This is a genomic window from Kitasatospora sp. NPDC097605, assembly GCF_040302725.1.
Taxonomy (GTDB): Bacteria; Actinomycetota; Actinomycetes; order Streptomycetales; family Streptomycetaceae; genus Kitasatospora.
Genome location: NZ_JBEOSF010000055.1, coordinates 26,864 through 53,328, shown reverse-complemented (window position 1 = coordinate 53,328; position 26,465 = coordinate 26,864). Strand labels below are relative to the sequence as shown.

Below are 26,465 nucleotides of genomic sequence, written 5' to 3'. Positions count from 1 at the left end.
GGAGGCCGAACATGCCGACCAACCAGCCCGAACTCGCAGCGGAGCAGCAGCTCCACGGCCTGCGCGCCGAGTTGACCCCGCCCGGGGAGGAGCAGTCCGCCGTGGTGGCGCAGTTCGCGGCGGGCCGGGGCCGGCTCGCCGTGCTCGCCGAGCTGGCGGCGCAGCAGCAGCGGGTCATCACCTCCGACCGGCGCAGCCTGCTGCTGCTCGCCACCCGGTGCGCCGACGGTCCGCTGGGCGGGTGGTTCGCGGGGCTCGCGGACGGCGAGAGCGCCGCGCTGCGCACGCTGCCCGCGCTGGCGGCGGCCTGCGGCCCGGCGGCCGACGGGGCGCCGCTGCCGGGGTGCCAGGCCTACCCGGCGTACCTGGCCTGGCTCGCGCTGAACGGGCGGCCGCCCGCCGTGGCGGCGGCGCTGGTGGCCAACTTCGCGGCCTGGGGCGGGTACTGCGCCACGCTGGCCGGGGCGCTGCGGCGGTTCCACGGGTTCGGGGACGAGGCGTGCGCGTTCTTCGACTTCTTCGCGCAGCCCGCGACCGCGCTGGAGCGGGCGGCGGCCGAGGCGCTCGGACCGGCGGGGCTGACCGCCAGGCCGGACCTCGACGCCGCCCACGAGTACGGCCGGCTGCTACAGGCGTACGAGCAGCTGTTCTGGAGCACGCTCGCCGACCTGCCCTGAGCCGTGCCGCCGAGCGGTTCTCACGCCTGCCAGTGCGGCTTGCCGCTGACCATCCGGCAGGTGATCACCCGGCCGCCGGCCTCGTGGGTGCTCTTGCCGAGGTCGTCGTTGCGGCAGAACTGGCCGGCCTTGTAGCAGTTGCCGGCGTTCGACTTGATCTCGCAGTCGCCGGTGGCCGCCGCGGGCTTGGTCTCGGCGGGCTCGGGGTCGGTCGGCGGCCGGGCGGTGGTGATCTTGGGCTGCGGCTCGGCCTTGGTGGGCGTCGACTGCGGCTTGGGAGTGGTGGCCGGGGCGGGGGTCTTGGTCGGCTGCGCCTTCGGCGGCGGCGCCGCCGGGGTGGTCGGCGCGGGCTCGGCCGCGGTCGGCTCCGCCACCGGGGGCGCCGGGGGCGCCGGCGGCGGCGTCTGGACCGGCTCGGCGGCCGGCGTGGTGACCACCGGGGCCGGCGCGGCCGGCGTGGTGGCCACCACCGGGGCGGCGGGCGTGGAGACCGCGGCCGTGGTCGTGTCACCCGTCGTGGGGTCACAACCGGTCAGCGCGAGCCCGACCGTGAAGACGAGTCCGGCGACGGCGGCCAGGCCGCGACGACCGCCGCGCATCCGTGAAGGCATGAACGTGAACGCTCCGTTCCGTTTCGAAGAGGTTCGCGAGTCAACCAGACCGGCCACACGATCTGTCCATACTTCAAGCACTTGTAAGCAGATCGAGACCTGGCGATCACAGAACGTCGATCACCGAACCAGTGCGATCACATATCGCCAAACACGATCACGCCTCCGCTCACGGCGACGTCACGCCGGGCGGGTGAGGCGGTTCTCGTGGGCGAAGACCACGGCCTGGATGCGGTCGCGGAGTTCGAGCTTCTGCAGGATGCGTCCCAGGTGGGACTTCACGGTGGCCTCCGCGAGGTGCAGGGCGGCCGCGATCTCGGTGTTGGAGAGACCGCGGCCGACCTGGACGAGTACCTCGTGTTCGCGGGGGGTGAGGCGGTGCAGGCGGTCGTCGGGGCGGGTGTCGGTGGCGCCGGGGATGTGGGGGCGGAAGCTCTCCAGCAGGAGGCGGGTGATCCGCGGGGAGACCACCGCGTCGCCCGCGGCCACGCTGCGGATCGCGGTGAGCAGCTCCTCGGGCCTGGTGTTCTTCAGCAGGAAGCCCGAGGCTCCGGCGTTGAGTCCGGCGAAGGCGTACTCGTCGAGGTCGAAGGTGGTGAGGATCAGCACCCGGCTGCTCGGGGAGGCCTTGACGATCCGCCGGGTCGCCTCGATCCCGTCGGTCCCGGGCATCCGGACGTCCATCAGGACGACGTCGGGCCGCAGTTCGCGGGCGAGCCGGACGGCCTCGGCGCCGTCCACGGCCTCGCCGACCGGCGCCATGTCGGGCTGGGCCTCCAGGACCGTGCCGAAGGCCATCCGGAGCAGCGCTTCGTCATCGGCGATCAGGATGCGGATCGTCATGCCGGCACCTCCGCTCCGCCGCCGAGGTCCAGGCGGGTGCGGACCGCCCAGCCGCCGCCCGGGAGCGGTCCGGCCCGCAGCGTCCCCCCGTAGGCGGCCGCACGCTCGCGCATGCCGGGGATGCCGTGGCCGGACGGCATGGCGCCGGACGGTGGCGCGTACGGGCCGGTGTCGGTGACGTCCACGGTGACGGCCCCGGCCGAGCACCGCACCCGGACCTCCGCCCGCGTGCCGGGCGGGGTGTGCTTCAGAGCGTTGGTCAAGGCTTCCTGCACCAGGCGGTAGACGGTCAGCTGGGCGGTGGCGGGGATCCCGGCGTGGCCGCCGTCCACGTCCAGCCGGGTCGGCAGCCCGGCCGCGCCCATCTGGTCGGCCAGGCACCGCAGTTGGGCGATGCCGGGCAGCGGGTGGCGCTCCGCGTCCGGTTCGTCGGCCCGCAGGACGCCCAGCGAGCGCCGCATGTCGGTCAGCGCCTGCCGGCCCGTCTCGGAGATCTGGAGCATCGCGGCGGTCGCCTTCCCGGGCGACCGGTGCTGCGCGTAGACGGCGGCGTCGGTGAGCGCGACCATCACGGACAGGTTGTGGGTGACGATGTCGTGCATCTCGCGGGTGATCCGGGCCCGCTCCTCGGCGACGGCCAGCCGCGCCTGCTGCTCCTGCTGCTGCTCCAAGCGCGCGGCCCGCTCCTCCACGGCGGCGAGGTAGGCACGCGTGGTCCGCACGTTCATCCCGAGGACGGCGGCGGCGACCGCCATCGCGGTCACCGCGACGAACAGGGTCAGGAACGCGCCCTCCGCCGCCCAGCGCAGGCAGGCCAGCACGGCCCCGGCCTCCACGACGGCGCCGGCGAGGAGCGTGCCGCGCCGCCCCGAGGTCGCGGCCACCGTGTAGAGCGCCACCAGCAGGGCGATGTCGGCCGGCAGTTGGACGTCCACCAGCCACTGGACGAAGGCCACGGCGGCCACGACCCCGAACACCGTGCGCGGCGCCCGGCGCCGCCACACCAGGGGCAGCGCGAGCGCGCCCGTCAGGGCGACGGCCACCGGCAGCCCCTGCGGCGGGTGCGTGGTCAGGATGTTGACCAGCAGCAGCGCCGGCAGCAGTGCGTCCCACACCATGGGCGGCAGCCGGGAGCCCCAGCGCCGGGCGGCGCCCACCGGTCGCGCCGCTCGCGCGGCGGCCAGGTCGGCGTACCTCGTCAGCCGTACGGCCATCCACACGGCCATCCACGTTCCCGTCGCCTCGGTGTCACGGCGGGCCCGGTCCGGACGGCCGCCGCGACCACGGTAGGCCGCGGTCCGCCGGACCGCATGAGTCCACCGTCTGATCGCAACGCGCCGGGGTACGACCGCAGGAGGAGGCCCGCTGCCTCCCGTGGTCGCAGAGCGGCCGCCGGCCGGGCGTCCCCGCCTGCGACCGCGGTCGCAGGGGCGACGCACCCCGGGCTGCCACTCCGGTCGCACGCGTCGGCGACCCGGGAGCGATGTGGCGGCGCGTGCCCCGCGCCGACGATGGCCGGGTGACCGAAACCCTCACGGGACTGCACCTGTCCCTCCTGGAAATCCTCGCCCTGCTGGCCGCCGTCGCCCTGGTGGTGGCCCGCTGGCTTCCCCCCGCCGCCCGCCCGCCCGTCACGGTCGCCGCCGGAGCGGGCTTCCTGCTGTCCGCGCTCGCGCTGGGCGTGGTGGGGATCCGCTGGCAACTGCTGCCGGTCCTGGCGGGCGCCGCGCCGGCGCTGCCGTTCGCCGCCGCCCCGCTGGTCCGGCAACGGACCGGCCGCCGGCCGGCGCGGCGGGCCCGGTGGTGGCTGGCGCTGCCGGGATCGGTCGCCTGCGCCGCCCTGATCGCCACCGGCCCGGCGGCCGCCTGGGCCTTCCCGGTCCCCGCGTTCCCCGACCCGACCGGCCCCTTCACGGTCGGCACCCGCGTCGTGCAGTGGACCGACCCGGACCGTCCCGAGACGGCCACTCCCGACCCCGCCGACCGGCGCACGGTCGTGGTCCAGCTCTGGTACCCCGCGCAGCAGAGCCCCGCCGGTACGCCGCGTGCCCAGTACCTCGGCCGCACGGAGCAGGAGGCACGCACCGTCTCCGCGGCCCTCGCGAGCTACTCCGGCCTCCCCGGCTTCCTGATCGACGGTGTCACCCGCGCCCGCAGCCACGCGGTCGTCGACGCCCCGGTGACCGGCGACGGCGGACGGTTCCCGGTCGTACTGTTCTCGCCGGGCCTCGGCGGCGTGCGGACCCAGAACACCGCCTGGGCGGAGGAGTTGGCCAGCCACGGCTATGTGGTCGCCGCCCTCGACCACCCGTACGACTCCGCCGCCGTCGTGCTCGACGACGGCCGGACGATCGACACCGGGATCGCCTCCACCGGCGACGACGCGGAGGACGACCGGCGGGCCGTCGAGACGACCCGGATCCGGGCCGCGGACCTCGGCTTCGTCCTCACCCAGCTGGGCCGCCTGGACCGGGGCGAGTTCCCCGACCCGCTGACCGGACGCCTGGACACCGGCCGGGCCGCCGTGACCGGCCACTCCCTGGGCGGCGCGGCCGCCCTGCAAGCGGCCCGCCAGGACAGCCGGTTCGCCGCCGTCATCGACCTGGACGGCTACCCCCGCGACCCCGACCCGCGCCCCTTCCCCCAGCCGGCGCTCGCGCTCACCCAGGCCGTCGGCCCGCAGACCGACGAGCGCTACCTGCCCCGCCTCACCGAGGTCCTCAAGCTCAGCACCGCGACGAGCTACCGCCTCACCCTCCCCGGCGCCGCCCACCTCACCTTCCTCGACGCCCCCCTCTACCTGCCGCCCCTGCCCTCGCTGGTCGGCTCGCTGGGCCGCGCCGGGAGCCCCCGCGTCGTCGCCGAGGCCACCCTCGCCTTCCTGGACGCCACCCTGAGCTGGAAGCCCGGCGACCTGCCCGCCGCCCTGTCGGCCCACGGCGACCTCACCACCTACCGCCCGGGCTCCGGCGGCTGAACAGCCGCGCCGACGGCCTCGGCCCGGAGTCACCGACGGTGGCTCCGGACCCGGGCCCTACGGGGTGACGGGGATGTTGGTCAGGCCCGCCGTCGCCCGGGTGACGGTGTTGGAGGCGTGGACCACGTTGGGCCGGCCCGAGCAGGCCGAGACCGAGGTGATCTTGATGGCGTAGGCGCCGACGCCCCCGAGGTCCGAGGTGTTGGCGCGCCAGGTGTTCCCGCAGCCGTTCGGGAAGGACGGGGTGGTGGCCGGGTTGTGGGTCTCGTACCCGTTCGCGAAGGTGCCGGGTGCGGCGAAGGTTCCCCGATTGCCCTCGATGAGGTAGCCGCTGCCCTTGACGTCCACCCAGGAGTCGGCGGAGTTCTCCCCGCTGATGCCGCGCCCGTCGAAGGTGTTGCCCCGGATCACGCCGTCCGAGGTGCCCTCCTTCACATCGATCCCCTCGGCGGTGACGTACGGGCCGATCCGGTTGTCCTCGACCAGCACCCGGTCCGACCGGTCGGCGCCGCCGGAGTTGCCGTGGCAGCCCCAGTTGGAGTTCGCCGAGCCGAGGTAGACCCCCTCGCCGTAGCCCGGCTGGACCCGGCCGGTGTACTCGACGACCGAGTTGCGCAGCACGCCGTCGGCGGAGGAGCGGCGGAAGTGCACGCCCTCGTCCTCGACGTGGTGCACATACACGCCGTCGATCACCACGTGGGGTGAACTGTCCAGCACCACGCCCTTCTTGGACTCCTTCACAGTGAACCCGGTGAGGTTCCAGTACGGCGCGCCGAAGAGCCAGAGCCCGTAGCCGGAATCCCACCCGGCGGTCGGCGCCGGGCAGGAAGGCGCGGAGCCGGACGGACCGTCGTTGACGAGCACGGCGGTGCGCGGCCCGGTGAGCGTGACCGGCTGCGCGGCCGTCCCGGCGCGCTGGGCGACGAAGGAGCCGTGGTACTCGCCGGCCGCCAGCCGGATCGTCTGCCCGGGTACCGCCGCCGCCAGCGCGGCCTTCAACTGGGCGGCGGTGGACACGTCCACGGTCTGCGCGGCGGGCGCCGCCGCGAGGGCGGGACCGGCGGAGGGGGCGAGCAGCAGGGCCATGGCCGCGGCAGCGGTGAGGAGAGCGGAGCGCGGGGTCACGGTGCCTCCCGAGGTCTAGTAAGGATCCCTTACTTTCTTCCCTGCGCCGCCTTCCACCATTCATCCGGCAGCATGATCCCGACGGCGACGACACGAAGGCGGTGGGCCACCCCATGATCGGCGACTGGCAGTGGGACGAGACCCTGTTCGCGGGGACGGCCGCGCACTACCGGAAGGGCCGACTGCCCTACGCGCCGGGCCTGGTGGCCGCGCTCGTCGAGGATCTGCGGCTCGACGGCAGCGGGCGGCTCCTCGACGTCGGCTGCGGCCCCGGCACGCTCGCCCTGGACCTGGCCGGCCACTTCGCGGAGGTGGTCGGCGTCGACCCGGACGCCGGGATGATCACCGAGGCCGAACGCGGCGCCGCGGAGCTGGGGTTGGGCGACAAGTGCCGCTGGATCCGGACGCGGGCCGAGCAATTGCCGACCGATCTCGGCGCGTTCGACGTCGCCACCTTCGGCCAGTCCTTCCACTGGATGAACCGCCCGCTGGTGGCTGCCACCGTTCGGACCCTGCTGCGACCCGGCGGAGCACTCGTCCACCTCTCCGACCTCAAGTCCGAGCGGCGCCCCACCGAAGGCCTCCCCCACCCACCGGTCCCGCACGCGGCGATCGCCGAGCTGGTGCGGCGCCACCTCGGTCCGGTCCGCCGCGCCGGGCAGGGCTTCCTCCCCCACGGCACCCCCGGCAACGAGGCCGCGGTCCTCGCCGCCGCGGGCTTCGCGGACCCCCGCCGCCTGGTCGTCCCCGGCGGCCAGGCGCTCACCCGGACGACCGAACAGACCGTCGCCGAGGTCTTCTCGGTCTCCTCCTCCGCGCCGCACCTGTTCGGCCCGCGCCTCCCGGATTTCGAGGCCGACCTCCGCCGCCTCCTGCACGACGCCTCGCCCAACGGCCTGTTCTCGCAACGCCAACCGAGCACCGAGGTCTTCATCTGGCGGCGCTGAGCCGGTCCGCCCTCACGCCGCACCCTCCGGGCCGATCTCGCACCAGACGATCTTCCCGACGCCGCTCCGGGGGCAGCAACCCCACTTCTCGGAGAGCGACTTCACGAGCAGCAGGCCACGCCCGGACTCGTCGTCCTCTCCGACGTCCCCTCCGGCGTCCCGGCCGGCGTCCCGAAGGACGGGCGCACGGTCGCCGCGCGCGTCGTGCACCTCGATGCGCAGCCGCGCCGAGTCGGCGGAGAGCGCCAGCAGCACCCGGTTGTCGCGCGGGGAGCCGTGCACCACGGCGTTGGTCACCAGCTCGCTGACGAGCAACAGGCCGGCGTCGATGAAACGTTCGCCGCCGACGACCTCGGCGAGCAGCCGTTCGAGATGCAGGCGCGCCTCCGCCGGGGACCGCCTGCTGCGCGGCAGCCAGCAGCTGATATTTCGGGCTGATGAGGGGAATCCGGACATGAGGGAGCCGCCTTCCGCACAGAAGTTCCAGCCACGGCGCCCCATGGGCAGCCGTGCAGCGCAAACAAGAGCAGAAGACCCCGTGCGGACGTCACGGCGAGTCATACTCTCGTCACGGTCAGCATGGGGCTGGCAGCGGTTCATCCGCAAGCCAAGACGAGCAAATATGAAAACTTTCACCCTCTAGCGCAAGGTGACTCCTCCGGAGCCGAGTTGGCGGTGGCGGACCACCGCCGGGAGCGTGCACACTGGTCTACGCACCACTCAGGAGGGGCTACAGACATGGCAGTTGCAGTGCCGGCCGTGCGCTACCGGCGCATCGCGGCGGAGTTGCGGAGGCTCCGCGAGCTCAGGAACCTCTCGGCGGAGGAGGTCGCGGCCCAGGTCGAGGGCGTCAACCTGGTGAAGCTGAGCAGATACGAGAACGCCCGGGTGCAGTTGAAGCCCGATGTCGTCCGTGCGCTCCTCGACTTCTACGAGTGCGATCCGGAGTTGAAGGAAGTCCTTGTCGAGATCCTTCGCGACAAGCGTCGACCGGGGTGGGTGGCGGGCTTCGAGCAACTGAACCCGCTCTACACGGATCTGATCCGCCTCGAAGAGACGGCCGCCGGTGTCCGTTCCTACGAGTCGGCGTACATCCCCGGACTGCTGCAGACCCGCCAGTACGCCCACGCCATCATCTCCAGTGGTGTCATCAAGGGCCCCAGTGTCGAGGAGCGGGTCGACGTACGGATCAATCGGCAGTCCGTCCTGACGAGAGCCGAGAATCCGCTCAAACTCTGGGCGGTGATCCACGAGTCGGCCCTGACCATGGGTGCGCCGGAGGGCGTGATGGCCGATCAGCTCGACAAGCTGGTCCAGTTCAGCAGGCTCCCGAACGTCACCGTTCAGATCATGTCGGCCGCGGCACCTCCACACCCGGGGATGACCGGCCCCTACTCGCTGCTTGAGTTCCGGCAGCGCGACCTCGATCTCGTCCTCCTGAGCGGCCTGTTCGGCGGCAACTGGGTCGAAGACCCGGGCCATGTGGACATCTACCGGGCCGCCTTCGACGAGATCATGGCGACCGCACTTGACCTCGACCAATCACTCAGCCTCATCGCGGAGAAAAGAGAGAAGCTCAAGTGACCCATTCCCCCGTCTCATCAGACCTCCGTGTGCAGTGGAAGAAGGCACGCGCCAGCGACCCGAACGACAATTGCGTCGAATGCGGGGAGCTGGAAGGCGCCATCATGGTCCGCGACAGCAAGGACCCGCACGGACCCGCGCTCGCCTTCACCGGCGACGCGTGGCAGGCCTTCGTCGCCAGCATCAACGCCGACGACTTCACCACCCACCGCTGACCCGCGCCCCGCCGGCGCTCAGTCCAGCAGTGCCGTGCGGCGTTCGAAGACCTCCACCCGGGCGCGGTCGAGGGCGGTGGCGACGGCGCCCAGGAGGACGGCCTCCTCGCCGAGGTGGCTCGGGGCGAGGGTGGGCCGCATCGGGCTGAGGTGGTGCAGGGCCTGTCCGAGGGGTTCGAGCAGCAGGTCGGCGCTGCCGCCGATGCCGCCGCCGAGAACGATCAGGTCCGGGTCGAGCACGGCCGACAGCACGGCTACGGCGTAGGCGAGTTGGCCGGCCGCGCGGTGCACGGCGGCGGCGGCCACCGGGTCGCCGGCGCGGGCCGCGTCGAAGACCTCCTTGGCCGTCAGCGGACCGGCCATGCCGAGGTCGAGCGCCGTACGGACCACGGCGTCGGCCGCGGCGGCCTGCTCCACGGTGCCGCCCGGCGTCCCGTCGGGGTGCGGCGGGAGCGGGACCAGGCCCACTTCGCCCAGCGCCCCGTGCGCGCCGACCAGCGGCTCGCCGTCCTTGACCACGCCCACGCCGAGGCCGGTGCCGACGAGCACGTAGGCGAACATCCGGCTGCCGCTCCCCCGGCCGGCGCCGAGCGTGTACTCGCCGAGCGCGGCGAGGTTGGCGTCGTTGCCGACGGTGATCGTGGTCGACAGCCCGTCCGCTATGCGGTCGAACAGCCCGGGCCGACCCCAGCCCGGCAGGCTGGTGGCGTACCGCACGCCGCGTCTCTGCTCGTCCCAGACGCCGGGCGTGCCGATCACCGCGTGCACGATGTCCGCCGGCGCGACGCCGGCCTCGGTGGTGGCCTCACGAGCGGCGGCCACCACCGCGTCGGCGACGGCGTTCGCCGTCCGGCCCCGGTTGGGGATGTCGCGGCGGGCCACGATGTCCCCCGCGAGGTCGGCGACGGCGACCCGCAACCGGGCCCGGCCGATGTCGACGCCGAGCACGTGCCCGGCGAGCGGGTCGGGCTCGTACAGCACGGCGGCGCGCCCCCGGTCGGGGATGAACCGCCCGGCCTCGCGGGCCAGGCCCGCGTGTTCGAGCGCGGCCAGGGCGGCGGAGACGGTGGGCTTGGACAGGCCGGTGTCGCGGGCGAGCTGGGCGCGCGAGGACGGGCCGCCGAGGCGCAGCCGCTCCAGCAGCAGCCACTCGTTGTTGCTTCGCAGCCGCTGCCGGTTCCACGGCTGCGCCGGCGCGGGGCCCGGCGGAACGGTGGTCGGCAGGTCGCGGCTCATCGGGTCCTCCGGTCGGGGGCGCAATCCGGGACGCGCCGGTCGGGGCGCCCGGGCCTGGGGCACCAGCCAGTATGACCGGTCGTCACGCCGCTCACCGGCGAGTATGCGCGCGCGAGCCGGTACCGGAGGAGGAGGGGGCGGGGGCGGCAGGGGCGGAAGGCGTCACGCTTCCCTTGCCACTCTCAACGTATAGCGCACGGGGGGTCTTGCCGCAAGGCCCCGGTCCTGGCGCACAATCGTCGACCTAAGCCGGAACCAGCCCCCTTGGGAGTTTTGCGTAGTGCATCAGCATGTGTCGGAATCCCGGATCGGAGCCGCTGCCATGACCGCCCTCGCCACCAGCGCGTTCGACCTCCCCGACCGTCTCTCCGCCAAGGCCGACCCGGCGCTGGTCGCCCAGGACGAGCGGCACTTCGCCGCCGTCGCGCGGAGCCTGGAGGAGGCGATCGCCGAGACCTCCGACCGGCTCGACGCCGCCCTGCGGGCGCCCGGCGGCGCCGGCCGGGCCGCGATGGACCGGGACGTGGAGGTCCACCGCCTGACCGGCCGGCTGCGCTCGCTGCGCCGCTTCGGCCTGGACCTGTGCCTGGGGCGGATCGTCCCGGCGGACGGCGGCGAGCCGGTGTACGTCGGCCGCCTCGGCCTCACCGACAGCGAGGGCCGCCGGCTGCTGCTCGACTGGCGCTCGCCCGCCGCCGAGCCGTTCTTCGCCGCGACCCACGGCGACCCGATGGGCCTGGCCAGCCGTCGCCGCTACCGCTGGACGGACGGGCGGATCACCGACTACTGGGACGAGGTGTTCGCCGCCGAGGGCCTGGAGGGGCACGCCGCCCTCGACGACCAGTCCGCGTTCATCGCCACCCTCGGCGGCAGCCGTTCGGCGCGGATGCGGGACGTGCTGGCCACCATCCAGGCGGACCAGGACGCCATCGTGCGGGCCGGCTCGCGCGGCGCGCTGGTCGTCGACGGCGGTCCCGGCACCGGAAAGACGGTGGTCGCCCTGCACCGTTCCGCCTACCTGCTCTACTCCGACCCGCGGCTCGGCCACCGGCGCGGCGGCCTGCTGTTCGTCGGCCCGCACCAGCCCTACCTGGACTACGTGTCCGACGTGCTGCCCAGCCTCGGCGAGGAGGGCGTGCAGACCTGCACCGTGCGGGACCTGGTCGCCGAGGGCCGGGGCGCGGCGGTCGAGCGCGATCCGGAGGTGGCGCGGCTGAAGGCCTCGGCGGACATGGTGCGGGCGGTGGAGAAGGCGGTGCGGATCTACGAGGAGCCGCCGACCGAGGGCATGACCGTCTCCACGGACTGGGAGGACCTCTGGCTGAGCGCCGACGACTGGGCGGAGGCGTTCGAGGCGCCCGATCCGGGCGCCCCGCACAACGAGGCGCGCGAGCAGGTCTGGGCGGAGCTGGCCGAGCTGCTGCTGGCCAAGCTGGACGGCGGCGAGGAGATCCCGGTCGAGAGCTTCCTGCGCTCGCTGCGGCGGGACGAGGAGCTGGTCGCCACCCTGCACCGCGCCTGGCCGCTGCTGGAGGCCGCGGACGTGGTCGGCGACCTCTGGACGGTGCCCGCCTACCTGCGGCTGTGCGCCCCGTGGCTGGCCCCCGAGGAGGTGCGCCGGCTGCAGCGCGCCGAGGCGCAGGCCTGGACGGTCTCCGACCTGCCCATCCTGGACGCGGCGCGGCAGCGGCTCGGCGACCCGGAGGCCGCCCGGCGCAGGCGCCGCCAGGAGGCCGCGCTCGCCGCCGAGCGGGACCGGATGGCCGAGGTCATCACGGACATCCTCGCGGCCGACGACGACGGCGAGGGGGCGGTCGCCATGCTCCGCGGCCAGGACCTGCGGGACACCCTGGTCGACGGGAGCGCGCTGCCCGCCGCCGACCCGGACCGGCTGGCCGGCCCGTTCGCCCACATCGTGGTGGACGAGGCCCAGGAGCTGACCGACGCCGAGTGGCAGATGCTGCTGCTCCGCTGCCCGTCCCGGAGCTTCACCATCGTCGGGGACCGCGCCCAGGCCCGGGACGGCTTCACCGAGTCCTGGCAGGAACGGCTGGCGCGGATCGGCCTGGACCGTACCGAGGTCGCCTCGCTGAGCGTCAACTACCGCACGCCGGAGGAGGTCATGGCGGAGGCCGAGCCGGTCATCCGGGCCGCGCTGCCGGACGCCAACGTGCCCACGTCGGTGCGGCGCAGCGGGGTGCCGGTCACCCGCGGGGCGGTCGCGGAGCTGGACGGCGTACTCGGCGCCTGGCTGGAGGCGCACCCCGAGGGCACGGCGTGCGTGATCGGCGACACGGACTTCACGGAGGCGTTCGGGGCGACCCGCCGGGCGGAGTTGCGGGAGACGTCCCGGATCCGCGCGCTCACGCCGGAGCTGGCGAAGGGGCTGGAGTTCGACCTGGTCGTGCTCGTCGACCCGGCGTCCTTGGGCGAGGGCGTGGCGGGCGCGGTCGACCGCTATGTCGCGATGACCCGGGCGACCCGGCAGCTCGTCGTGCTCACCGGCGACCGGGTCTGATCCCGACCGTGCCGGCCACAGCGGTCGACGCCTGGCTGTGGCCGGCACGGCGCCCTTCGTCAGCCGAAGGGGCTGGGGCGGTCTTCGGGACGGAGTTCGGGACGGACTTCGGGACGGAGTTCGGGATGGAGTGAGGCGATCCACGACGCGAAGTCGGCGGACTCGACCTCGAAGTCCTCGGGGCCCAGATCACCCAGGTCCGAGGAGTACACGGCGGAGCCCGGGTCATCGGCACGCAGCAGGAACCCGCGGCCACCGCTGTCGTCGCCGATGAGGACATGGCCCGGTGCGTACTGCGCGACCTCGTAGGTGGTGTTGCGTTCGCCGATGCACCCGGCCGAGTAGACGGTGACCCCGGCCCCGGTCGCCAGGCCGTCCGTCACCTCCCACAGCGCCAGCAGCGGAGCGGGCGGTGCCGGTTCGAGCTCCGCCCGGGCGCGCGCCAGATCGGCCGGCGAGGCCGCCATGGACGCGGGTACCGACTCGGTCATGTCGATGTCACTCCTCCGCTCTGCCGGACTCCGCCGCGGTGGGGCTCCGGAGCTCCGGCTAGCAGTCCGGGATGGTCGTCCCGTTGTTGTCCTTGGCCGTGTCGTTGCCCCATCGCGACAGGTAGAACGCCGACACCCACTGACCGCTCGGGCCCTCGTCCGGGTCGGTCTTCAGCCACCAGTGGTTGTAGCCGCCGCCGCTGGACACCTCACGGCCCCATGCCTTGCAGTACACGTAGTTGGTGCCCTGGTACAGCGTCCCCGTGCTGCCGGTCGAGGTCGGCGAGCCGAACACCGGCGCGTTGGAAAGGGTGTCCACCCAGTACTTGCCGGCGGAAGGCGCGGTGCCACCGCCGCCCGCGCAGTCCGGGATGGTCGTCCCGTTGTTGTCCTTGGCCGTGTCGTTGCCCCATCGCGACAGGTAGAACGCCGACACCCACTGACCGCTCGGGCCCTGGTCCGGGTCGGTCTTCAGCCACCAGTGGTTGTAGCCGCCACCGCTGGACACCTCACGGCCCCAAGCCTTGCAGTACACGTAGTTGGTGCCCTGGTACAGCGTCCCCGTGCTGGTGGTGGAGGTCGGGGAGCCGAACACCGGCGCGTTGGAGAAGGTGTCCACCCAGTACTTGCCGTTGCCCGACGGGGGTGTGGTCGGCGGGGTCGTGGTGGAGCCGGATCCGTACAGCCGGATGGCACCGTAGTAGTCGCCGTGCGAGGAGAGCGGTGCCACCTGGACGTAGCCGCCGGAGTAGGGGGCCTCGACGATCCAGCCCTGTCCGAGGTACATCGCGACGTGGTGGATGGTGGAGGCGGTGTTGCCGAAGAACACCAGGTCGCCGGGGAGCAGCGGCGCCGTGCCGTCCGCCTTGTAGGAGCGGGCGACCGCTCTGGAGGTCGGCCACTGGGTGCGGGTGGTGCCGTTGATGACGTCCTCGCCGACCGCCAGGTAGTAGGCGTAGCGGACCATGCCGGAGCAGTCCAGGCCGCGGACGTTGCAGTCGTTGGGCGCGCCGTTGGCGGGGTCGCAGAGCCCGTAGCTGGGGCCGGGCTTCGATCCGTGGCCGCCGCCCCAGGAGTACGGGGTGCCGATCAGGCCGCAGGCGGAGCGCACGGCGTCGTTCGCCTGCGACGCCGCGCCGGTGGAGAGCACTCCGCAGGCGGGCGCCGCCTGGGCGGCTCCGGCGCCGGCGAAGAAGACCCCGACCGACACCAGGACCGACAGCAGGGCCGCCCACCATAACGGGGCGATCAGTCGGCGGGAGAGAGGGTTTACGCGCGTAGTCATAGCCATGAATCGTTCCAGCGGCCCTGACGGCAGGTCAATGATCATTAGGTGAACATGACGACACCCGCTTCACCTCCCGCACGCAGGCCGTTCATCCGCGGCTCGCGCGGCGATCGGCGATCGGCGGCCGACGGCCGACGGCTCAGGCGACTGAGGCGACCCAGCCGGCCGTGACACCCTGCACCGCGGAGCCGTCGAGGTCCGCGAGCTTGGCGCCGACGAAGGCCCGGGCGCGCTCGGAGGTCTGCAGGCGGAACGGCGGCCGGTCGGCGGTGAGGGCGGCGAGCACGGTCTCGGCGGCCTGCTCCGGCGTCTGCGCCTGGTCGAAGGCGGCCCGGGTGCGGGCCACATAGGCGTCGAGCGCGGGCGCGTACGGACCGGCGGCGGCCAGCAGGGCGGGCAGGTCGATGCCCTGGCTGGCGACGAACTCGCTGGCCACGGCGCCGGGTTCGACGACCGAGACGGCGACGCCGACGGTCGCGGCGACCGGGGCGAGCGACTCCATGAACCCCTCGACGGCGAACTTCGCCGCGCAGTAGGCCTCGTTGAACGGCTGGCCGACCACACCGCCGACGCTGGTCACGGTGACCACCCGGCCGCCGGTGTCCCGCAGGTGCGGCAGCGCGGCCCGGGTCACCTCGACCACACCGAAGAAGTTGACCTCCATGACCTCGCGGACCGGGTCGAGCCCGTCCTGCTCGACGGTGCCGACCCGCCCGGCGCCCGCGTTGTTGACCACCGCGTCGAGCCGGCCGTAGCGGTCGAGGACGCCGGCCAGGCACTCGGCGACGGAGGCGGCGTCGGTGACGTCGAGCCGGGCGACCTGCACCCGGTCGGCGACGCCGGCCGCCTCGACGGCCCTGAGCAGCGCGCCGGAGCGCTTGGTGTCGCGCAGGGTGGCGACCACCCGGAAGCCGGCACGGGCGGCGGCGACCGCGGCGGCGAGGCCGATGCCGCTGGAGGTGCCGGTGATGAGGACGATCCGGTCGCTGGCCATGGGGGCTCCTTCTGGCGGCTGAGGTGCAAGCGGTTTATGTGCGTGCACACACACCCTAGCAAGATGTGTGCACGCACACGCACAAAGGTAGGCTGATCGGCATGGCGCAGCGCACCGACCTCACCCTGGGAGACCTCACCGCCCGCGATCACGCCTTCTACGGCCTGGTCTGGGCCGGCACCACCCTGAGCACCCGGGTCGACCAGGCCCTCACCCGGGCCCACGACCTGCCGCTCTCCTGGTTCGAGGTGATGCTCTGGCTGCACGCCCAGGACCGGCCGGTGGCCGCCTCCGACCTCGGCGCCAAGACGCTGCTCAGCCGCAGCCAGGTCTCCCGGGTCGCCGACTCCCTCCAGGCGCGCGGCCTGGTGGAGCGCGCCCCCTCCCCCACCGACGCGCGCTCGGTGCGGATCGCCCTGACGCCGGAGGGCCGGCAGCTCTTCGCCGCCGCCGACGCGACCCGCCGGGCGGCGCTCGCCGAGGTCTTCGACGACCGCCTCGACGACGCCGACATCGCCGCGCTGGAGACGGTCTGGGCCAAGCTCAAGCGGCCGGCCGGGACCTGAGCGCTCCCCCTACCGGAAACCCGCCGGGCGGTCAACCATCGACCACTCCGTGGGCGTGGCGCGCCTCGGGGCGTGATCATGGGGGCATGCGGTTCCGGCACGGCGGAGGAGGAGAGGGCGGCACCCCAGCGGGCGCGGACAGCGAGGCGCTCGCGGCAGCCGCCGCGGCACTCGCCGGGAGCGGCGGCGGGACTACCGACAGCGACGGACCGGATCTGCTCGGTGAGCTGCTCGGCGTGCTGCCGGCCGGGGTGGCACTGCTCGACGCGGAGCTGCGCTGGGTGTACCTGAACGCGGCGTTCACCACGGTCACCGGCCTGCGCCGGGCCGATCTGCTGGGCCGCCCGGCCGGGGCGACGGCGTTCGCGGACACCGCCGGCACGCTGCGCCGCGTACTGGCCGACGGGCGGGACCGCGAGCGCACCAGCGGCGGGCCGGACGGTCCCGGCGCGCCCGTGCCGCCGGGCCTGCGGGTGCGGTACCGCCCGCTGACCGCCGAGGGCCGGGTCACCGGTGTGGTGGTCGTGGTGCTGGACGACCCCGACCCGGTCCAGGAGCTGCGGCGCGAGCTCGCCCGGGCCCGGACCCGCCTGGCCCTGCTGGAGGCCGCCGCCGAGCGGATCGGCACCACGCTCGACGTCGACACCACCTGCGCCGAACTGGCCGCGTTCGCCGTCCCCCGGCTGGCCGAGCTGGCCACCGTCGACGTGCTGCCGCCGGACGCCGACGCCCGCACCGGCCGGACACCGGGGCGGCGCTTCCACCGGGCCGCTCTCACCTGCGCGGACGGGCTGCGGCCCGCCGTCGACCGGCTGTCCCGCCCCGGCGAGTCGGTGCGCCACCGGGAGGGCTCGGTGGCGGCCCGCGCGCTGGCCTCCGGGGTCGCCGTGCTGGTCGCGCCGCGCACCGCCGAGGAGCTGGCCGAGGCGGCGCCCGACCCGGCCTGCGCGGCCGCCTACCGGGCCGCCGGGGTGACCTCGCTGCTCGTGGTGCCGCTGACCGCGCGCGGCCGGCTGATCGGCCTGCTGACGCTGGCCCGCACCGCCGCCTCCCCCGGCTTCGGGCCCGACGACGCGGTGCTGGTCGGCGACCTCGCCGCGCGGGCCGCCACCGGCATCGACAACGCGCGCCGCTACAGCCGTTCGCAGGGCATCGCCCTGGACCTCCAGCGCGCCCTGCTCAGCGAGCCCGGCCATCCGCACCAGAACCTCGAACTCGCCTCCCGCTACCTGCCGTCCGGCACCAGCTCGGTGGTCGGCGGCGACTGGTACGAGACCGTCCGGCTGCCGTTCGGGCGGACCCTGCTGGTCATGGGCGACGTGATGGGCCACGGCGTCGAGGCGGCCGTCGACATGAGCAGCTACCGCGCCACCCTGCGCGACGTCGCCGGGACGGACCTGCCGCCGCACCGGATCCTGCGCCAGCTGGACGCCGTCATCGCCGCCAACGAGTCCGCCCGCCCGGCCACCTGTCTGCTCGCGCTCGCCGACCCTGGCCGGGGCCGGTGGACGTTCTCCAGCGCGGGCCACCTCCCGCCGGCCCTGATCGCGCCCGGCCGGCCCACCGAGCTGCTGCGGATCCCGACCGGGCCGCCACTCGGCACCGGGCTCGGCGGCTACCAGCAGACCGGCCGCGACCTGCTGCCGGGCGAGACCCTGCTGCTGTACACGGACGGCCTGGTGGAACGGCGCGGCGAGGACATCGACGCCTCGCTGGCCCGCCTCGCCGCGCTGCGGCTGCCCGCCGACGGGCCGCTGGAGGACCTGCTGGACGCGGCGCTGCGCGGCGTCGGCCCGGGGCCCGAGGGCCCGGCCGAGGACGACATCGCCGTCCTGGCGGCCCGGCCCCGGGCCCGGTCCGGGCCGTGAGCGGTCGCTAAGTCTTCGGCCCGACGATCGGCTCGACCGTCGGCTCGGCGGTCGGCTCGACCGTCGGCTCGGCGGTCGGCTCGACCGTCGGCTCGGCGGTCGGCTCGGCGGTCGGTGAACAGCCCGGTCGTCCCGGTCAGGTCGAGCAGCCGGGCGGGCTGGCCGTTCACCCCGGTCAGCGTGAACCGGACATCCCGGTCGTGCGCGCGCTTGCGGGCGTACAGGAACTGGTTGAGGCCCGCCGAGGCGCAGAACTCCAGCGCCGAGCAGTCCACCAGGACGGCCCCGCCGGGCTGCGCACGGCGCACCGCCCCGCGCAGCGCCTCGTGGAGCTCGCGCTGGTTGTCCATGTCGGCGGCGCCGGCGAGTTCGACGGTGACGGTCGAACCGGCCTGTACCGGGCGGGTGACGGACAGCGTGGACATGGCCGTACCGGGGCCGCGCCGACGGGGCGCGGCGGCCCGGGCCTCAGGACCTGCCGCGACCGGTGACCAGGTCACGGGCCCGGTCGACCAGTCCGGCGCCGGGCGCCAGCAGCTTGTTGGCCGGCGGGGTGTCGGGAGCGGAGGGGTGCGGCCGCGTCGGGCCCAGCTTCTTCGCCGTCCGCACCTGCTCGCCGAGTTCCTCCAGCCGCTCCGGCGAGCAGGCCTCGGCGAGCGCCGGGAACAGGGTGCCCTCCTCGTCGGCGATGTGCTCCGTCACCTCGGAGACCAGCCGCTCGGCGAGCGGGCCGAACCGGCTGTCGGTCGCGTCCATGCCCTCCAGTTCCTTGAGCAGGCGTTCCACCGCCGCGTGGTCGGCGATCTCCTTGTCCGCGAGCGTCGCACCGCCGGGCACGTGCTCGCGCACGGCCGGGTAGAGGTACTGCTCCTCGGCGACGGAGTGCCGCACCAGCTCGATCGTGAACTCGTCCACGATCGTGCGGCGGCGGTCGTCGCCCGGGGGCAGGGCCCGGAACCGGTCGAACAGTTCCGCCACCTCGCGGTGGTCGGCCGTCAGTTCCGCGATCACGTTTCCGCCGTGTCCCATGGTGTTCGCACCGTCCTCCGTGTCGGGGCGGGGCGGCGATCCGGCGGGCCCGGATCGCCGGTGGCCGGGTACCGGTCGGCTGCCCGGGCCGGGCCGGTCCAAACGGCCCGGCCGGGCCCGGTGGCGCGTCTGGCGGGCGCGGAGCCCGGCCCGGCCCGGCGGCGCGGCGTTCGGTTCAGAGCCCGGCCAGGGCCTGCTCCAGGTCGGCCCAGATGTCCTCGGGGTGCTCGATGCCGACGGCGATCCGCACGGTGCCCGGGCCGATGCCGGCGGCGGTCAGCTCGTCGTCGGACAGCTGGCGGTGGGAGGTGCTGGCCGGGTGCAGCACCAGGGTGTGCACGCCGCCCAGCGAGGGGGCGAGCGAGGCGAGGCGGACCGCGCCCACGAAGGTGCGGGCGGCCTCCCGTCCGCCGGCCAGGTCGACGGCGAACACCCCGCCCTGGCCGTCCGGCAGCAGCCGGCGGGCCCGCTCGTGGTCGGGGTGGCCGGGCAGGCCCGGGTGGTGCACGGCGGCGATCGCCGGGTGGGCGGCGAGCCGGCCGGCGAGGTCGAGCGCGGACTCGTTGTGCCGGCGGATCCGCAGGCCCAGGGTCTGCATCCCGCGCAGGGTCAGCCAGGCGGCGAACGGGTCGAGCGTCGCCCCCTGCTCCACCGCGTGGTGCCAGACGCGGTGGTGCAGCTCCGCGTCGGCGAAGACGGCGAGGCCGGCCATCACGTCGGAGTGGCCGCCGAGGTACTTGGTGGCGGAGTGGATCACGATGTCGGCGCCGTGCTCGATCGGGCGGTGGAGCAGCGGGGTGAAGGTGTTGTCCACCACGCTCAGCACTCCGGCCTCGCGGGCCGCGCCGATCAGCGCCGGCAGTTCGGGGACGCGGGCGGTGGGGTTGGAGACGGTCTCCAGGTACAGCAGACGGGTGGTCGGCCGCAGCGCGGCGCGCACCTCCTCCGGGTCGTCGCCGCTCACGTGGCTGACGTCGACGCCCCAGCGGGCCGCCAGGTCGGCGAACGTCGCGAAGGTACCGCCGTACAGACTCCGCTGGGCGATCACGTGGTCGCCGGAGCGCAGCAGCGCGCGCAGCACGGTGGTGATGGCGCCCATGCCGGAGGCGGCGGCCAGCGCACCGCTGCCGCCCTCCAGGTCGGCCACCGCGCGCTCCAGCGAGCGGACCGTCGGGTTGCCGAACCGGAGGTAGTGGAAGGCCCCGTCGGGGCCGGTGAAGGCGTCCGCGAGCGCCTCGCTGTCGGGGAAGGCGAACACATGGCCCTGGTGCAGCGGCACGCCCAGCGGGCGGCTGCCGGCCACCTCCTCGACGGGCGGGTGGACGATCCGGCTCTCGGGGCGCAGCCCGTGGTGGTAGTCGCTCATGGCGCCCATGCTGGCCCGGCGCGGCGGAACCGGAACAGGTCCAATTCGACCCCGGTGGCCCTGAACCGGGGCCGCGCGGCGGGCGGTTCGGCGCCCGTCAGCGCCTGCCGCCCCCGTCAGCGGCCGTCGACCCCGGACCGTCCGGCCCGGCGCCGTCGCCAGAGCGCGAACGGGACGACCGCGGCCACGGCGGCGGCCCCCGGCACCGACGGTTCGACCGACCGGTCGCCGCCGCGCGGGACGCCGCCCGACGCCAGGCCCTGCTGGTCGAAGGTGTCCGGCACCGGCAGGGTGTCCCAGCGCGACAGCGGCCAGGCGACCACGAACGCCCGGCCGATCACGTTCTTCACCGGGACGAACCCGCCGCCCGGCTCGTTGACGTGGAAGCGCGAGTCGCGCGAGTCGTTGCGGTGGTCGCCCATCACCCACAGGTGGTCCTTGGGCACCGTCACCTCGCCCACCGGCGCGTCGTCGCACGGCGTCGAGCCCGGGTAGAGGTAGGGCTCGTCCAGCGCCACCCCGTTGACCTTGACCGGGCTGCCCTGCCGGCACTCGACCGTGTCGCCGCCGACCGCGATCACCCGCTTGATCAGGTCCTTCTCATCGTCGGACGGCAGCAGGCCCACCGTGCCGAGCACCGTCCGGATGCCCTCGGTGAAACCGTTGCCCTTCACCCGGGGCACGGTGTCCAGCCAGCCGCCCGGGTCCTTGAAGACCACCACCTCGCCGCGGTCCGGCTCGGCGCCGAACCACGGGGTGAGCTTGTCGACCAGGACGCGGTCGTCCTTCTCCAGCGTGTGCTGCATCGAGCCGGAGGGGATGGAGAACGCCTGGACGAAGAAGGTCTTGATGCCCAGGGAGAGCAGCAGGGCGATGCCGATCAGGATCGGCAGCTCCTGCCAGAGCGGCCGCTTCTTCCTGGCCGGCTTCCCGCTCGCGGTGCCGCCCGTGTCGTCGGCGCCCTCGCTGTTCCCACCGGGCGCGTCCGGGCCGGCGGTGGCGGTCGCGGTCGCCTCCCCCGGCCCCCCGCCGTCCGGCCCCGCCGGGCCGGAACCCTTGCCGGCCTCACCGCTGCCCGCCGAACCCGCGGTCTCCTCGATGCTCATCCCTGGCCCCCTCCGGACGGCCCGGCGGGCCCCGCCGCGGGACCCCCCGATGTCAGCTAACGAACGGTGGTTCCCGCCGACCCGTCAGAACGTACACCCACCGCCCGAAGTCCCGCCCGCGTTGCCCGGCCCCTATGCGGCCCCGCCGCCGAGCATGATCCGCGCGACCAGCTCGCGGCGGCTGGCCACCCCCGCCTTGGCGAACACCGACTTCAGGTGGTCCTGCACGGTGTACGGCTTCATCGCCAGCAGCCGCGACACGTCCCGGGTGTCGCACCCGCGCACCAGCAGCAGCGCCACCTCCTGCTCCCGCGCCGTCAGCCCGTACGCGGAGAGGTAGAGCGGCATCGCGTCGGCGGGCGTCGCCGGGGTCGCCACCACCGTCACCTCGCCGTCGCCGCCGCCCTCCAGGGCCGCGCCGTGCAGCACGTACCAACGGCCGCCCCCGTCCTGCACCCGGACCTTGGACCGCGGCGTCGCCAGGCCGCGCGCCGCCCGGCGGGCCTGCTCGGCGGCCACCGCGAACGCCGTCGGCACGCCGAGCGAGGTCCGGCTCGGATCGGCCAGCCGGCCGAGCAGCTCCTCCGCCGGGCCGGAGAGCGCGAGCGGCCGGTTCGCCGGACCGAGCACCACCACGGCCGGCCCTTCCTCCCCGCGGCCCTCCCCGGCGGCCGGCGGCACATGGCAGGCCCGCAACGCGTTGCCCAGGTGCCGCGCGGCGAGGTCCGCGAACTCGCGCTGCTGGGCCAGGTAGGGCCCCCGGTCGGCCGCCCGCATGAACGCCGCGCAGCCCCACATCCCGCCGTGCGCGTCGAACACCGCCCGTAACTCGTCACCGAACCCGGCGGGTCCGATCAGCTCCCGGAACCGCGCGCTGTCCCCCAACCGCCCCTTCGTCACCCGGCTCAGCGCCTCCGCGCGGACCCCACTGCGGCGGATCGCCGGGAACGTCGCCAGGTTGTCCGCCCACACCTCCAGCCGCACGGCGTCCTCGAACCCCACCAGGCTGAGGTCGTCACTCAGCACCGAGGTCACCAGCCCGGTCGCCGGGTCCGCCGAATGCCAGCAGACCGCGTCGTACCCCAGCACCGGCCGCAACAGCTCATCCGCCCCGCGGAACACCTCCTCGACCGTCAACCCCGCCGCGGCGAGTCCCCGCAACCCCTCCACCGCCTGCTGCGCCGCCACCCCACGTGCCCCACGTGATCCCATGGCCCGGAAACTAACAGCCACCCCACCCCCCGGCCCATGCCCCGCCAGACGGATCCGCCCTCCCCCCACAGGCTGATGCCCCGTCACATCCCTTCCCTCCGCCCACCCCACGCCACAGTCGTCGAGCCGCGCGACCCGGCGCGCTCGGGCGGAGCGGCCGGGGGGGTTCGCGTTCGCCGGTTACAGCCAGTCGCGGCGCTTGAAGATCAGGTAGAGGCTGGTGCAGACCAGGGCCATCAGGGCGATGGCGAAGGGGTAGCCGAAGGCCCAGTGGAGTTCCGGCATCTCGTCGAAGTTCATGCCGTAGACGGTGCCGATCAGGGTCGGGGCGAAGAGGATGGCGGCCCAGGAGGAGATCTTCTTGATCTCGTCGTTCTGGGCGTGGCCGGCCTCGGCGAGTTGCTTCATCTCCTCGTTCTGGCGCTGGGAGACCAGGGTGGCGTTGACGGTGAGGATGTTCTGGAGCATCTGGCGGAAGCCGTCGACCCGCTCGGCGGCGTAGGTGGCGTGGTCGGCGACGTCGCGCAGGTAGCGCTGGAGTTCCTCGTCGGTGCCGTACTTGCCGAAGCCGGCCTCCAGGCTCTTCATGATCTCCAGCAGGGGCCGGGTGGCGCGCTGGAACTCGATGACCTCGCGGGAGAGCTCGTAGATGCGCCGGGAGACCTGCGGGTCGCCGCCGAAGACCTCGGTCTCGATCTCGTCGATGTCGTGCTGGAGGCCGGCGATGACCGGGGCGTAGCCGTCGACGACGGCGTCGAGCACCGCGTAGAGCACGGCCTCGGGGCCGAGGGCGAGGAGCTCCGGGTCGGTCTCCAGGCGGCGGCGGACGGCGGAGAGGTCGGGGGCCTGGGAGTGGCGGACGGTGAGGACGAAGTCGGGGCCGACGAAGAGGTGGATCTCGCCGAAGTCGACCTCCTCCACGTCGTCCAGGTAGCGGGCGGCGCGCAGGACGACGAACAGGGTGTCGCCGTAGCGCTCCAGCTTGGGGCGCTGGTGGGCGACGATGGCGTCCTCGACGGCCAGTTCGTGCAGGTTGAACCGCTCGGCGGCCTCCAGCAGCTGGGCCTCGGCGGGGCGGTAGAGCCCGATCCAGGCCATGGTGCCGGGCTTGCCGGGCAGTTCGCGGTAGACGTCGGCCAGGTTGGCGGACGACTGCACGCGGTGGCCGTCGCGGTAGACGGCCGCGTCGACGACGGAGCGCTCCAGGCTCACGTGCTCGACCGGCTGGTCCGGGCGCGGGTCCATCGAGTGCTCGGGGGCGGGCTGGGGCGCCGCGCCGGCCGGGGCGACGGGACGGGTGAAAGGACGCTTGCTCGCGCGCACGGCGCGCACACGCCAGTCGGACATGGCGGGGTACCTCCGCGGTTCGGTGGCCGCCGCACCGGGGACACGGTGGTCCGCGCGGTACGGGGCGGGCGGGAGGCGCCCGGCCGTCCTCCACCGCGCACGGCGCCCGGGCCGTGCGGCCGCGCCGGGGTCAGCGGCGGGCGGTGCGACGGCGGGGGTCGGGAGCGGTACGGGAGGAGGGGTGCCGGGTGCCAGGAAGAGTGGGGGACGTCCTGGGGCGGGGCCGACTTCGACCCGGACTACTACTGCACTCCACTGCTCTCACCTCCTCGCCGTCGGGGCGCCCGCGCGGGGTCGCCGTAACCGGGCCACCAGGAGGATCCACCCGCCGGGCGGGCGCGCACGGGCGCCACGACGGCGAGTGGGCACCCCTGATCTCGTCAGAGCTTTGGCACGCCACGGCGTAGCGCCCCGGTCTCCCGGGGTGCAGCCACTTGGGGTCACCCCTTAGGCCGGGGAGACCTGTCCTGACCCTGGGCGTCTCTCGACGTCGTGGGGTCAGTGGCCTGTGTCCGTGGCGACGCCTCACCGAACGAGGTGCCTTCACAACCTCCACGAGTCTAGTACCCGCCGAAGGCTCCCTTCGACCGGGGGTACGGCGGCGAATCGCCTCGGAACGCGCCCCCGGGGCCGCCGTTTCATGACTTCGCGTCAATTGGCGGGCGTTCGAGGGTTCAGGGCGGCCGGAGAGCGCGACACGGGCCGCCGCGCCAGAAATCCGGATGCGCCCGCCCGGCGCCGCGGGCTAACCTCGGCGCCATGTCGACGCCCCGCATCTCCTAGCTGACGGACCCGCCTCCACGCCACCCGTGTGTCCGTTCGCTGTTACGGAGCGTCATCCCCTTGATCACCACCCGTGGTGTCGACGTGCGCGTCGCCGCCCGCCTGCTGCTGTCCGACGTCACCCTCCACATCGCCCCCGGCGACCGCATCGGCCTGGTCGGCCGCAACGGCGCCGGCAAGACCACCCTGCTCGCCACGCTCGCCGGGCGGCTGCGCCCCGCCGCCGGCACCGTCACCCGCACCGGCCCGGTCGGCTACCTCGCGCAGGACTCCCGCGCCGCCGACCCGGCCGTGACCGTCAGCGGGCGGATCCTGTCCGCGCGCGGCCTGGACACCGCCGTCCAGGACCTGCGCGCCGCCGAGAACGCCATGGCCACCGCCGCCGACGAGCGCGCGCAGCGCCGTGCCATGGCCGCCTACACCCGGGCCGAGGCCGAGTTCCAGGCCCGCGGCGGCTACCCGGCGGAGGCCGAGGCCGCCCGGGTCGCGGCCGGCCTCGGCCTGCCCGAGCCGGTCCTGGACCGCCCGCTCGGCGCGCTCTCCGGCGGCCAGCGGCGCCGGGTCGAGCTGGCGCGGATCCTCTTCGCCGACCACGGCACCCTGCTGCTCGACGAGCCCACTAACCACCTCGACGCGGACGCCGTCGCCTGGCTGCGCGGCTACCTGGCCGGCCATCCCGGCGGCCTGGTGCTGATCAGCCACGACGTGCCGCTGCTCGCCGGAACCGTCAACCGGGTCTTCCACCTCGACCCGCAGCGCGCCACGATCGACGTCCACAACACCGGCTGGGCCGCCTACCTGGCGCAGCGCGCGGCCGACGAGCGCCGCCGCGCCCGCGAGCGGGCCAACGCCGAACGCAAGGCCGCCGCCCTGCACACCCAGGCCGACCGGATGCGGGCCAATGTGGCGACCGCCGTCACCGCCCGCTCGATGGCCCGCCGGGCCGACCGGATGCTCGCCGCGCTCGAACCCGTCCGCCAGGCCGAGCGCACCGCCCGGATCCGGCTGCCCGAGCCGGCACCCTGCGGGCGGATGCCGCTCGGCGCGGTCGGCCTCACCAAGACGTACGGCGGGCGCGCCGTGCTCGACGGGCTCGACCTCGCCGTCGACCGGGGCAGCCGGCTGGTCGTGCTCGGCCCCAACGGGGCGGGCAAGACCACGCTGCTGCGGATCCTGGCCGGCCGGGAGGCCCCGGACGGCGGGCGCGTCGTGCCCGGGCCCGGGCTGCGGCTCGGCTACTTCGCCCAGGAGCACGAGACCCTCGATCCGGGCCGCACCGTCCGGGAGAACCTCGCCGCGGCCGCACCGGGGCTCACCGACGGTGACGTGCGGCACGTGCTCGGCGCGTTCCTGTTCCGGGGCGACGACGCCGACAAGCCGGCCGGGGTGCTGTCCGGCGGCGAGAAGACCCGGCTCGCCCTGGCCGGGCTGGTCCACTCGGGCGCCAATGTGCTGCTGCTCGACGAGCCCACCAACAACCTCGACCCGGCCTCACGCGCCGAGGTGCTGACGGCGGTGGGCGGCTACCCGGGCGCGATCGTGCTGGTCACCCACGACCCCGGCGCCGTGGAGGCGCTGCGGCCGGACCGGGTCCTGCTGCTGCCCGGCGGGGACGAGGACCTCTGGAGCGAGGACTACCTGGACCTGGTCACCGAGGGGTAGGCCGGGCGGGTCTCCGGGGC

General features: G+C 74.5%; 23 protein-coding genes, 2 pseudogenes and 1 riboswitch. Of the genes and pseudogenes, 10 read left to right on the top strand and 15 right to left on the bottom strand.

From position 1 onward, the window contains the following. Positions 1–677 (top strand): transcriptional regulator (locus tag ABTX81_RS37040; RefSeq protein WP_350554852.1); only part of this gene is annotated, 677 nt, incomplete at its 5' end. A 20-nt stretch (positions 678–697) separates the two neighbouring features. On the opposite strand, the gene ABTX81_RS37035 is transcribed toward ABTX81_RS37040, so the two are convergent. The 3 genes from ABTX81_RS37035 to ABTX81_RS37025 all read right to left on the bottom strand — a co-directional run bounded on the left by ABTX81_RS37035 (position 698) and on the right by ABTX81_RS37025 (position 3,357). After that, the gene (locus ABTX81_RS37035; RefSeq protein ID WP_350554850.1) at positions 698–1,288 is read right to left on the bottom strand and encodes a hypothetical protein; all 591 of its coding nucleotides are present in this window, start codon (positions 1,286–1,288) and stop codon (positions 698–700) included. Positions 1,289–1,468: 180 nt separating this feature from the next. Then, positions 1,469–2,131 carry a response regulator gene (locus ABTX81_RS37030; RefSeq protein WP_350554848.1) on the bottom strand — a complete coding sequence of 221 codons (663 nt, stop codon included), beginning with the start codon at positions 2,129–2,131 and terminating at the stop codon, positions 1,469–1,471. Then, a complete protein-coding gene (locus tag ABTX81_RS37025; RefSeq protein ID WP_502892938.1) occupies positions 2,128–3,357 on the bottom strand; it encodes a sensor histidine kinase in 1,230 nt (409 codons plus the stop codon). The genes ABTX81_RS37030 and ABTX81_RS37025 overlap by 4 nt, the downstream gene beginning before the upstream one ends. 257 nt (positions 3,358–3,614) lie before the next feature. On the opposite strand from ABTX81_RS37025, the gene ABTX81_RS37020 reads away from it, so the two are divergent. Then, complete coding sequence (locus ABTX81_RS37020) at positions 3,615–5,108, top strand: alpha/beta hydrolase family protein (RefSeq protein ID WP_350554846.1); 1,494 nt, start codon at positions 3,615–3,617, stop codon at positions 5,106–5,108. Positions 5,109–5,165: 57 nt separating this feature from the next. Here ABTX81_RS37020 and ABTX81_RS37015 read toward each other — a convergent pair whose 3' ends face one another. Then, positions 5,166–6,194, bottom strand: coding sequence for a right-handed parallel beta-helix repeat-containing protein (locus ABTX81_RS37015; protein ID WP_502892939.1), 1,029 nt, complete (start codon positions 6,192–6,194; stop codon positions 5,166–5,168). Positions 6,195–6,346: 152 nt separating this feature from the next. Between ABTX81_RS37015 and ABTX81_RS37010 the strand changes: the two genes are divergently transcribed. Then, on the top strand, positions 6,347–7,180 hold the full coding sequence (locus ABTX81_RS37010; RefSeq protein ID WP_350554862.1) for a class I SAM-dependent methyltransferase: 834 nt from the start codon (positions 6,347–6,349) through the stop codon (positions 7,178–7,180). A 12-nt stretch (positions 7,181–7,192) separates the two neighbouring features. Here ABTX81_RS37010 and ABTX81_RS37005 read toward each other — a convergent pair whose 3' ends face one another. Further along, positions 7,193–7,636, bottom strand: coding sequence for an ATP-binding protein (locus ABTX81_RS37005; protein ID WP_350554842.1), 444 nt, complete (start codon positions 7,634–7,636; stop codon positions 7,193–7,195). Between the two features lie 282 nt (positions 7,637–7,918). On the opposite strand from ABTX81_RS37005, the gene ABTX81_RS37000 reads away from it, so the two are divergent. Both ABTX81_RS37000 and ABTX81_RS36995 read left to right on the top strand, forming a co-directional pair. After that, a complete protein-coding gene (locus ABTX81_RS37000) occupies positions 7,919–8,764 on the top strand; it encodes a helix-turn-helix domain-containing protein (protein WP_350554840.1) in 846 nt (281 codons plus the stop codon). After that, the gene (locus tag ABTX81_RS36995) at positions 8,761–8,979 is read left to right on the top strand and encodes a DUF397 domain-containing protein (protein WP_350554838.1); all 219 of its coding nucleotides are present in this window, start codon (positions 8,761–8,763) and stop codon (positions 8,977–8,979) included. The genes ABTX81_RS37000 and ABTX81_RS36995 overlap by 4 nt, the downstream gene beginning before the upstream one ends. Before the next feature lie 18 nt (positions 8,980–8,997). Here ABTX81_RS36995 and ABTX81_RS36990 read toward each other — a convergent pair whose 3' ends face one another. Continuing rightward, on the bottom strand, positions 8,998–10,215 hold the full coding sequence (locus ABTX81_RS36990; RefSeq protein ID WP_350554836.1) for an ROK family transcriptional regulator: 1,218 nt from the start codon (positions 10,213–10,215) through the stop codon (positions 8,998–9,000). Positions 10,216–10,537: 322 nt separating this feature from the next. Between ABTX81_RS36990 and helR the strand changes: the two genes are divergently transcribed. Continuing rightward, the gene (helR, locus tag ABTX81_RS36985) at positions 10,538–12,733 is read left to right on the top strand and encodes an RNA polymerase recycling motor ATPase HelR (protein ID WP_350554834.1); all 2,196 of its coding nucleotides are present in this window, start codon (positions 10,538–10,540) and stop codon (positions 12,731–12,733) included. Positions 12,734–12,792: 59 nt separating this feature from the next. Here helR and ABTX81_RS36980 read toward each other — a convergent pair whose 3' ends face one another. The 3 genes from ABTX81_RS36980 to ABTX81_RS36970 form a co-directional block, all read right to left on the bottom strand. Then, positions 12,793–13,224: a hypothetical protein gene (locus ABTX81_RS36980; RefSeq protein WP_350554832.1), complete on the bottom strand. Its 432-nt coding sequence runs from the start codon at positions 13,222–13,224 to the stop codon at positions 12,793–12,795. A gap of 58 nt (positions 13,225–13,282) precedes the next feature. Continuing rightward, the gene (locus ABTX81_RS36975) at positions 13,283–14,509 is read right to left on the bottom strand and encodes a C40 family peptidase (protein WP_350554830.1); all 1,227 of its coding nucleotides are present in this window, start codon (positions 14,507–14,509) and stop codon (positions 13,283–13,285) included. A 142-nt stretch (positions 14,510–14,651) separates the two neighbouring features. Beyond that, positions 14,652–15,506, bottom strand: coding sequence for an SDR family NAD(P)-dependent oxidoreductase (locus ABTX81_RS36970; protein WP_350554828.1), 855 nt, complete (start codon positions 15,504–15,506; stop codon positions 14,652–14,654). Positions 15,507–15,607: 101 nt separating this feature from the next. Here ABTX81_RS36970 and ABTX81_RS36965 point away from each other — a divergent pair, with 101 nt between their 5' ends. From ABTX81_RS36965 to ABTX81_RS36955, 3 genes and pseudogenes are all read left to right on the top strand, one after another. After that, positions 15,608–16,072 carry a MarR family winged helix-turn-helix transcriptional regulator gene (locus ABTX81_RS36965; protein ID WP_350554826.1) on the top strand — a complete coding sequence of 155 codons (465 nt, stop codon included), beginning with the start codon at positions 15,608–15,610 and terminating at the stop codon, positions 16,070–16,072. Between the two features lie 86 nt (positions 16,073–16,158). Further along, positions 16,159–17,940: a SpoIIE family protein phosphatase gene (locus ABTX81_RS36960; protein WP_350554824.1), complete on the top strand. Its 1,782-nt coding sequence runs from the start codon at positions 16,159–16,161 to the stop codon at positions 17,938–17,940. A 26-nt stretch (positions 17,941–17,966) separates the two neighbouring features. Continuing rightward, a pseudogene (locus ABTX81_RS36955) lies at positions 17,967–18,044 on the top strand (hypothetical protein); the annotation flags it as partial. Positions 18,045–18,071: 27 nt separating this feature from the next. On the opposite strand, the pseudogene ABTX81_RS36950 reads toward ABTX81_RS36955, so the two are convergent. The 6 genes and pseudogenes from ABTX81_RS36950 to ABTX81_RS36925 all read right to left on the bottom strand — a co-directional run. Next, positions 18,072–18,365, bottom strand: a pseudogene (locus ABTX81_RS36950) (STAS domain-containing protein); the annotation flags it as partial. 43 nt (positions 18,366–18,408) lie between these two features. Then, positions 18,409–18,969 (bottom strand): hemerythrin domain-containing protein, encoded by a 561-nt coding sequence (locus ABTX81_RS36945; protein ID WP_350554822.1) that lies wholly within the window; start codon positions 18,967–18,969, stop codon positions 18,409–18,411. Between the two features lie 175 nt (positions 18,970–19,144). Continuing rightward, a complete protein-coding gene (locus ABTX81_RS36940) occupies positions 19,145–20,335 on the bottom strand; it encodes a trans-sulfuration enzyme family protein (protein WP_350554820.1) in 1,191 nt (396 codons plus the stop codon). Between the two features lie 116 nt (positions 20,336–20,451). Then, on the bottom strand, positions 20,452–21,441 hold the full coding sequence (gene lepB / locus ABTX81_RS36935) for a signal peptidase I (protein ID WP_350554818.1): 990 nt from the start codon (positions 21,439–21,441) through the stop codon (positions 20,452–20,454). A gap of 132 nt (positions 21,442–21,573) precedes the next feature. Further along, on the bottom strand, positions 21,574–22,629 hold the full coding sequence (locus tag ABTX81_RS36930; RefSeq protein WP_350554817.1) for a helix-turn-helix transcriptional regulator: 1,056 nt from the start codon (positions 22,627–22,629) through the stop codon (positions 21,574–21,576). Between the two features lie 204 nt (positions 22,630–22,833). Continuing rightward, positions 22,834–24,000, bottom strand: coding sequence for a magnesium and cobalt transport protein CorA (locus ABTX81_RS36925; RefSeq protein ID WP_350554815.1), 1,167 nt, complete (start codon positions 23,998–24,000; stop codon positions 22,834–22,836). A gap of 362 nt (positions 24,001–24,362) precedes the next feature. After that, a riboswitch (M-box (ykoK) riboswitch) is annotated at positions 24,363–24,544 on the bottom strand. A gap of 299 nt (positions 24,545–24,843) precedes the next feature. On the opposite strand from ABTX81_RS36925, the gene ABTX81_RS36920 reads away from it, so the two are divergent. Further along, positions 24,844–26,445 carry an ABC-F family ATP-binding cassette domain-containing protein gene (locus ABTX81_RS36920; protein ID WP_350554813.1) on the top strand — a complete coding sequence of 534 codons (1,602 nt, stop codon included), beginning with the start codon at positions 24,844–24,846 and terminating at the stop codon, positions 26,443–26,445. Positions 26,446–26,465 lie beyond the last annotated feature (20 nt).

Excerpts from the sequence above, each read along its gene's own strand:
- ABTX81_RS37035 (WP_350554850.1), bottom strand. The coding sequence starts at position 1,288 with ATGCCTTCACGGATGCGCGGCGGTCGTCGCGGCCTGGCCGCCGTCGCC.
- ABTX81_RS37030 (WP_350554848.1), bottom strand. The coding sequence starts at position 2,131 with ATGACGATCCGCATCCTGATCGCCGATGACGAAGCGCTGCTCCGGATG.
- ABTX81_RS37025 (WP_502892938.1), bottom strand. The coding sequence starts at position 3,357 with ATGGCCGTGTGGATGGCCGTACGGCTGACGAGGTACGCCGACCTGGCC.
- ABTX81_RS37020 (WP_350554846.1), top strand. The coding sequence starts at position 3,615 with ATGTGGCGGCGCGTGCCCCGCGCCGACGATGGCCGGGTGACCGAAACC.
- ABTX81_RS37015 (WP_502892939.1), bottom strand. The coding sequence starts at position 6,194 with ATGGCCCTGCTGCTCGCCCCCTCCGCCGGTCCCGCCCTCGCGGCGGCG.
- ABTX81_RS37010 (WP_350554862.1), top strand. The coding sequence starts at position 6,347 with ATGATCGGCGACTGGCAGTGGGACGAGACCCTGTTCGCGGGGACGGCC.
- ABTX81_RS37005 (WP_350554842.1), bottom strand. The coding sequence starts at position 7,636 with ATGTCCGGATTCCCCTCATCAGCCCGAAATATCAGCTGCTGGCTGCCG.
- ABTX81_RS37000 (WP_350554840.1), top strand. The coding sequence starts at position 7,919 with ATGGCAGTTGCAGTGCCGGCCGTGCGCTACCGGCGCATCGCGGCGGAG.
- ABTX81_RS36990 (WP_350554836.1), bottom strand. The coding sequence starts at position 10,215 with ATGAGCCGCGACCTGCCGACCACCGTTCCGCCGGGCCCCGCGCCGGCG.
- helR (WP_350554834.1), top strand. The coding sequence starts at position 10,538 with ATGACCGCCCTCGCCACCAGCGCGTTCGACCTCCCCGACCGTCTCTCC.
- ABTX81_RS36980 (WP_350554832.1), bottom strand. The coding sequence starts at position 13,224 with ATGACCGAGTCGGTACCCGCGTCCATGGCGGCCTCGCCGGCCGATCTG.
- ABTX81_RS36975 (WP_350554830.1), bottom strand. The coding sequence starts at position 14,509 with ATGACTACGCGCGTAAACCCTCTCTCCCGCCGACTGATCGCCCCGTTA.
- ABTX81_RS36970 (WP_350554828.1), bottom strand. The coding sequence starts at position 15,506 with ATGGCCAGCGACCGGATCGTCCTCATCACCGGCACCTCCAGCGGCATC.
- ABTX81_RS36965 (WP_350554826.1), top strand. The coding sequence starts at position 15,608 with ATGGCGCAGCGCACCGACCTCACCCTGGGAGACCTCACCGCCCGCGAT.
- ABTX81_RS36960 (WP_350554824.1), top strand. The coding sequence starts at position 16,159 with ATGCGGTTCCGGCACGGCGGAGGAGGAGAGGGCGGCACCCCAGCGGGC.
- ABTX81_RS36945 (WP_350554822.1), bottom strand. The coding sequence starts at position 18,969 with ATGGGACACGGCGGAAACGTGATCGCGGAACTGACGGCCGACCACCGC.
- ABTX81_RS36940 (WP_350554820.1), bottom strand. The coding sequence starts at position 20,335 with ATGAGCGACTACCACCACGGGCTGCGCCCCGAGAGCCGGATCGTCCAC.
- lepB (WP_350554818.1), bottom strand. The coding sequence starts at position 21,441 with ATGAGCATCGAGGAGACCGCGGGTTCGGCGGGCAGCGGTGAGGCCGGC.
- ABTX81_RS36925 (WP_350554815.1), bottom strand. The coding sequence starts at position 24,000 with ATGTCCGACTGGCGTGTGCGCGCCGTGCGCGCGAGCAAGCGTCCTTTC.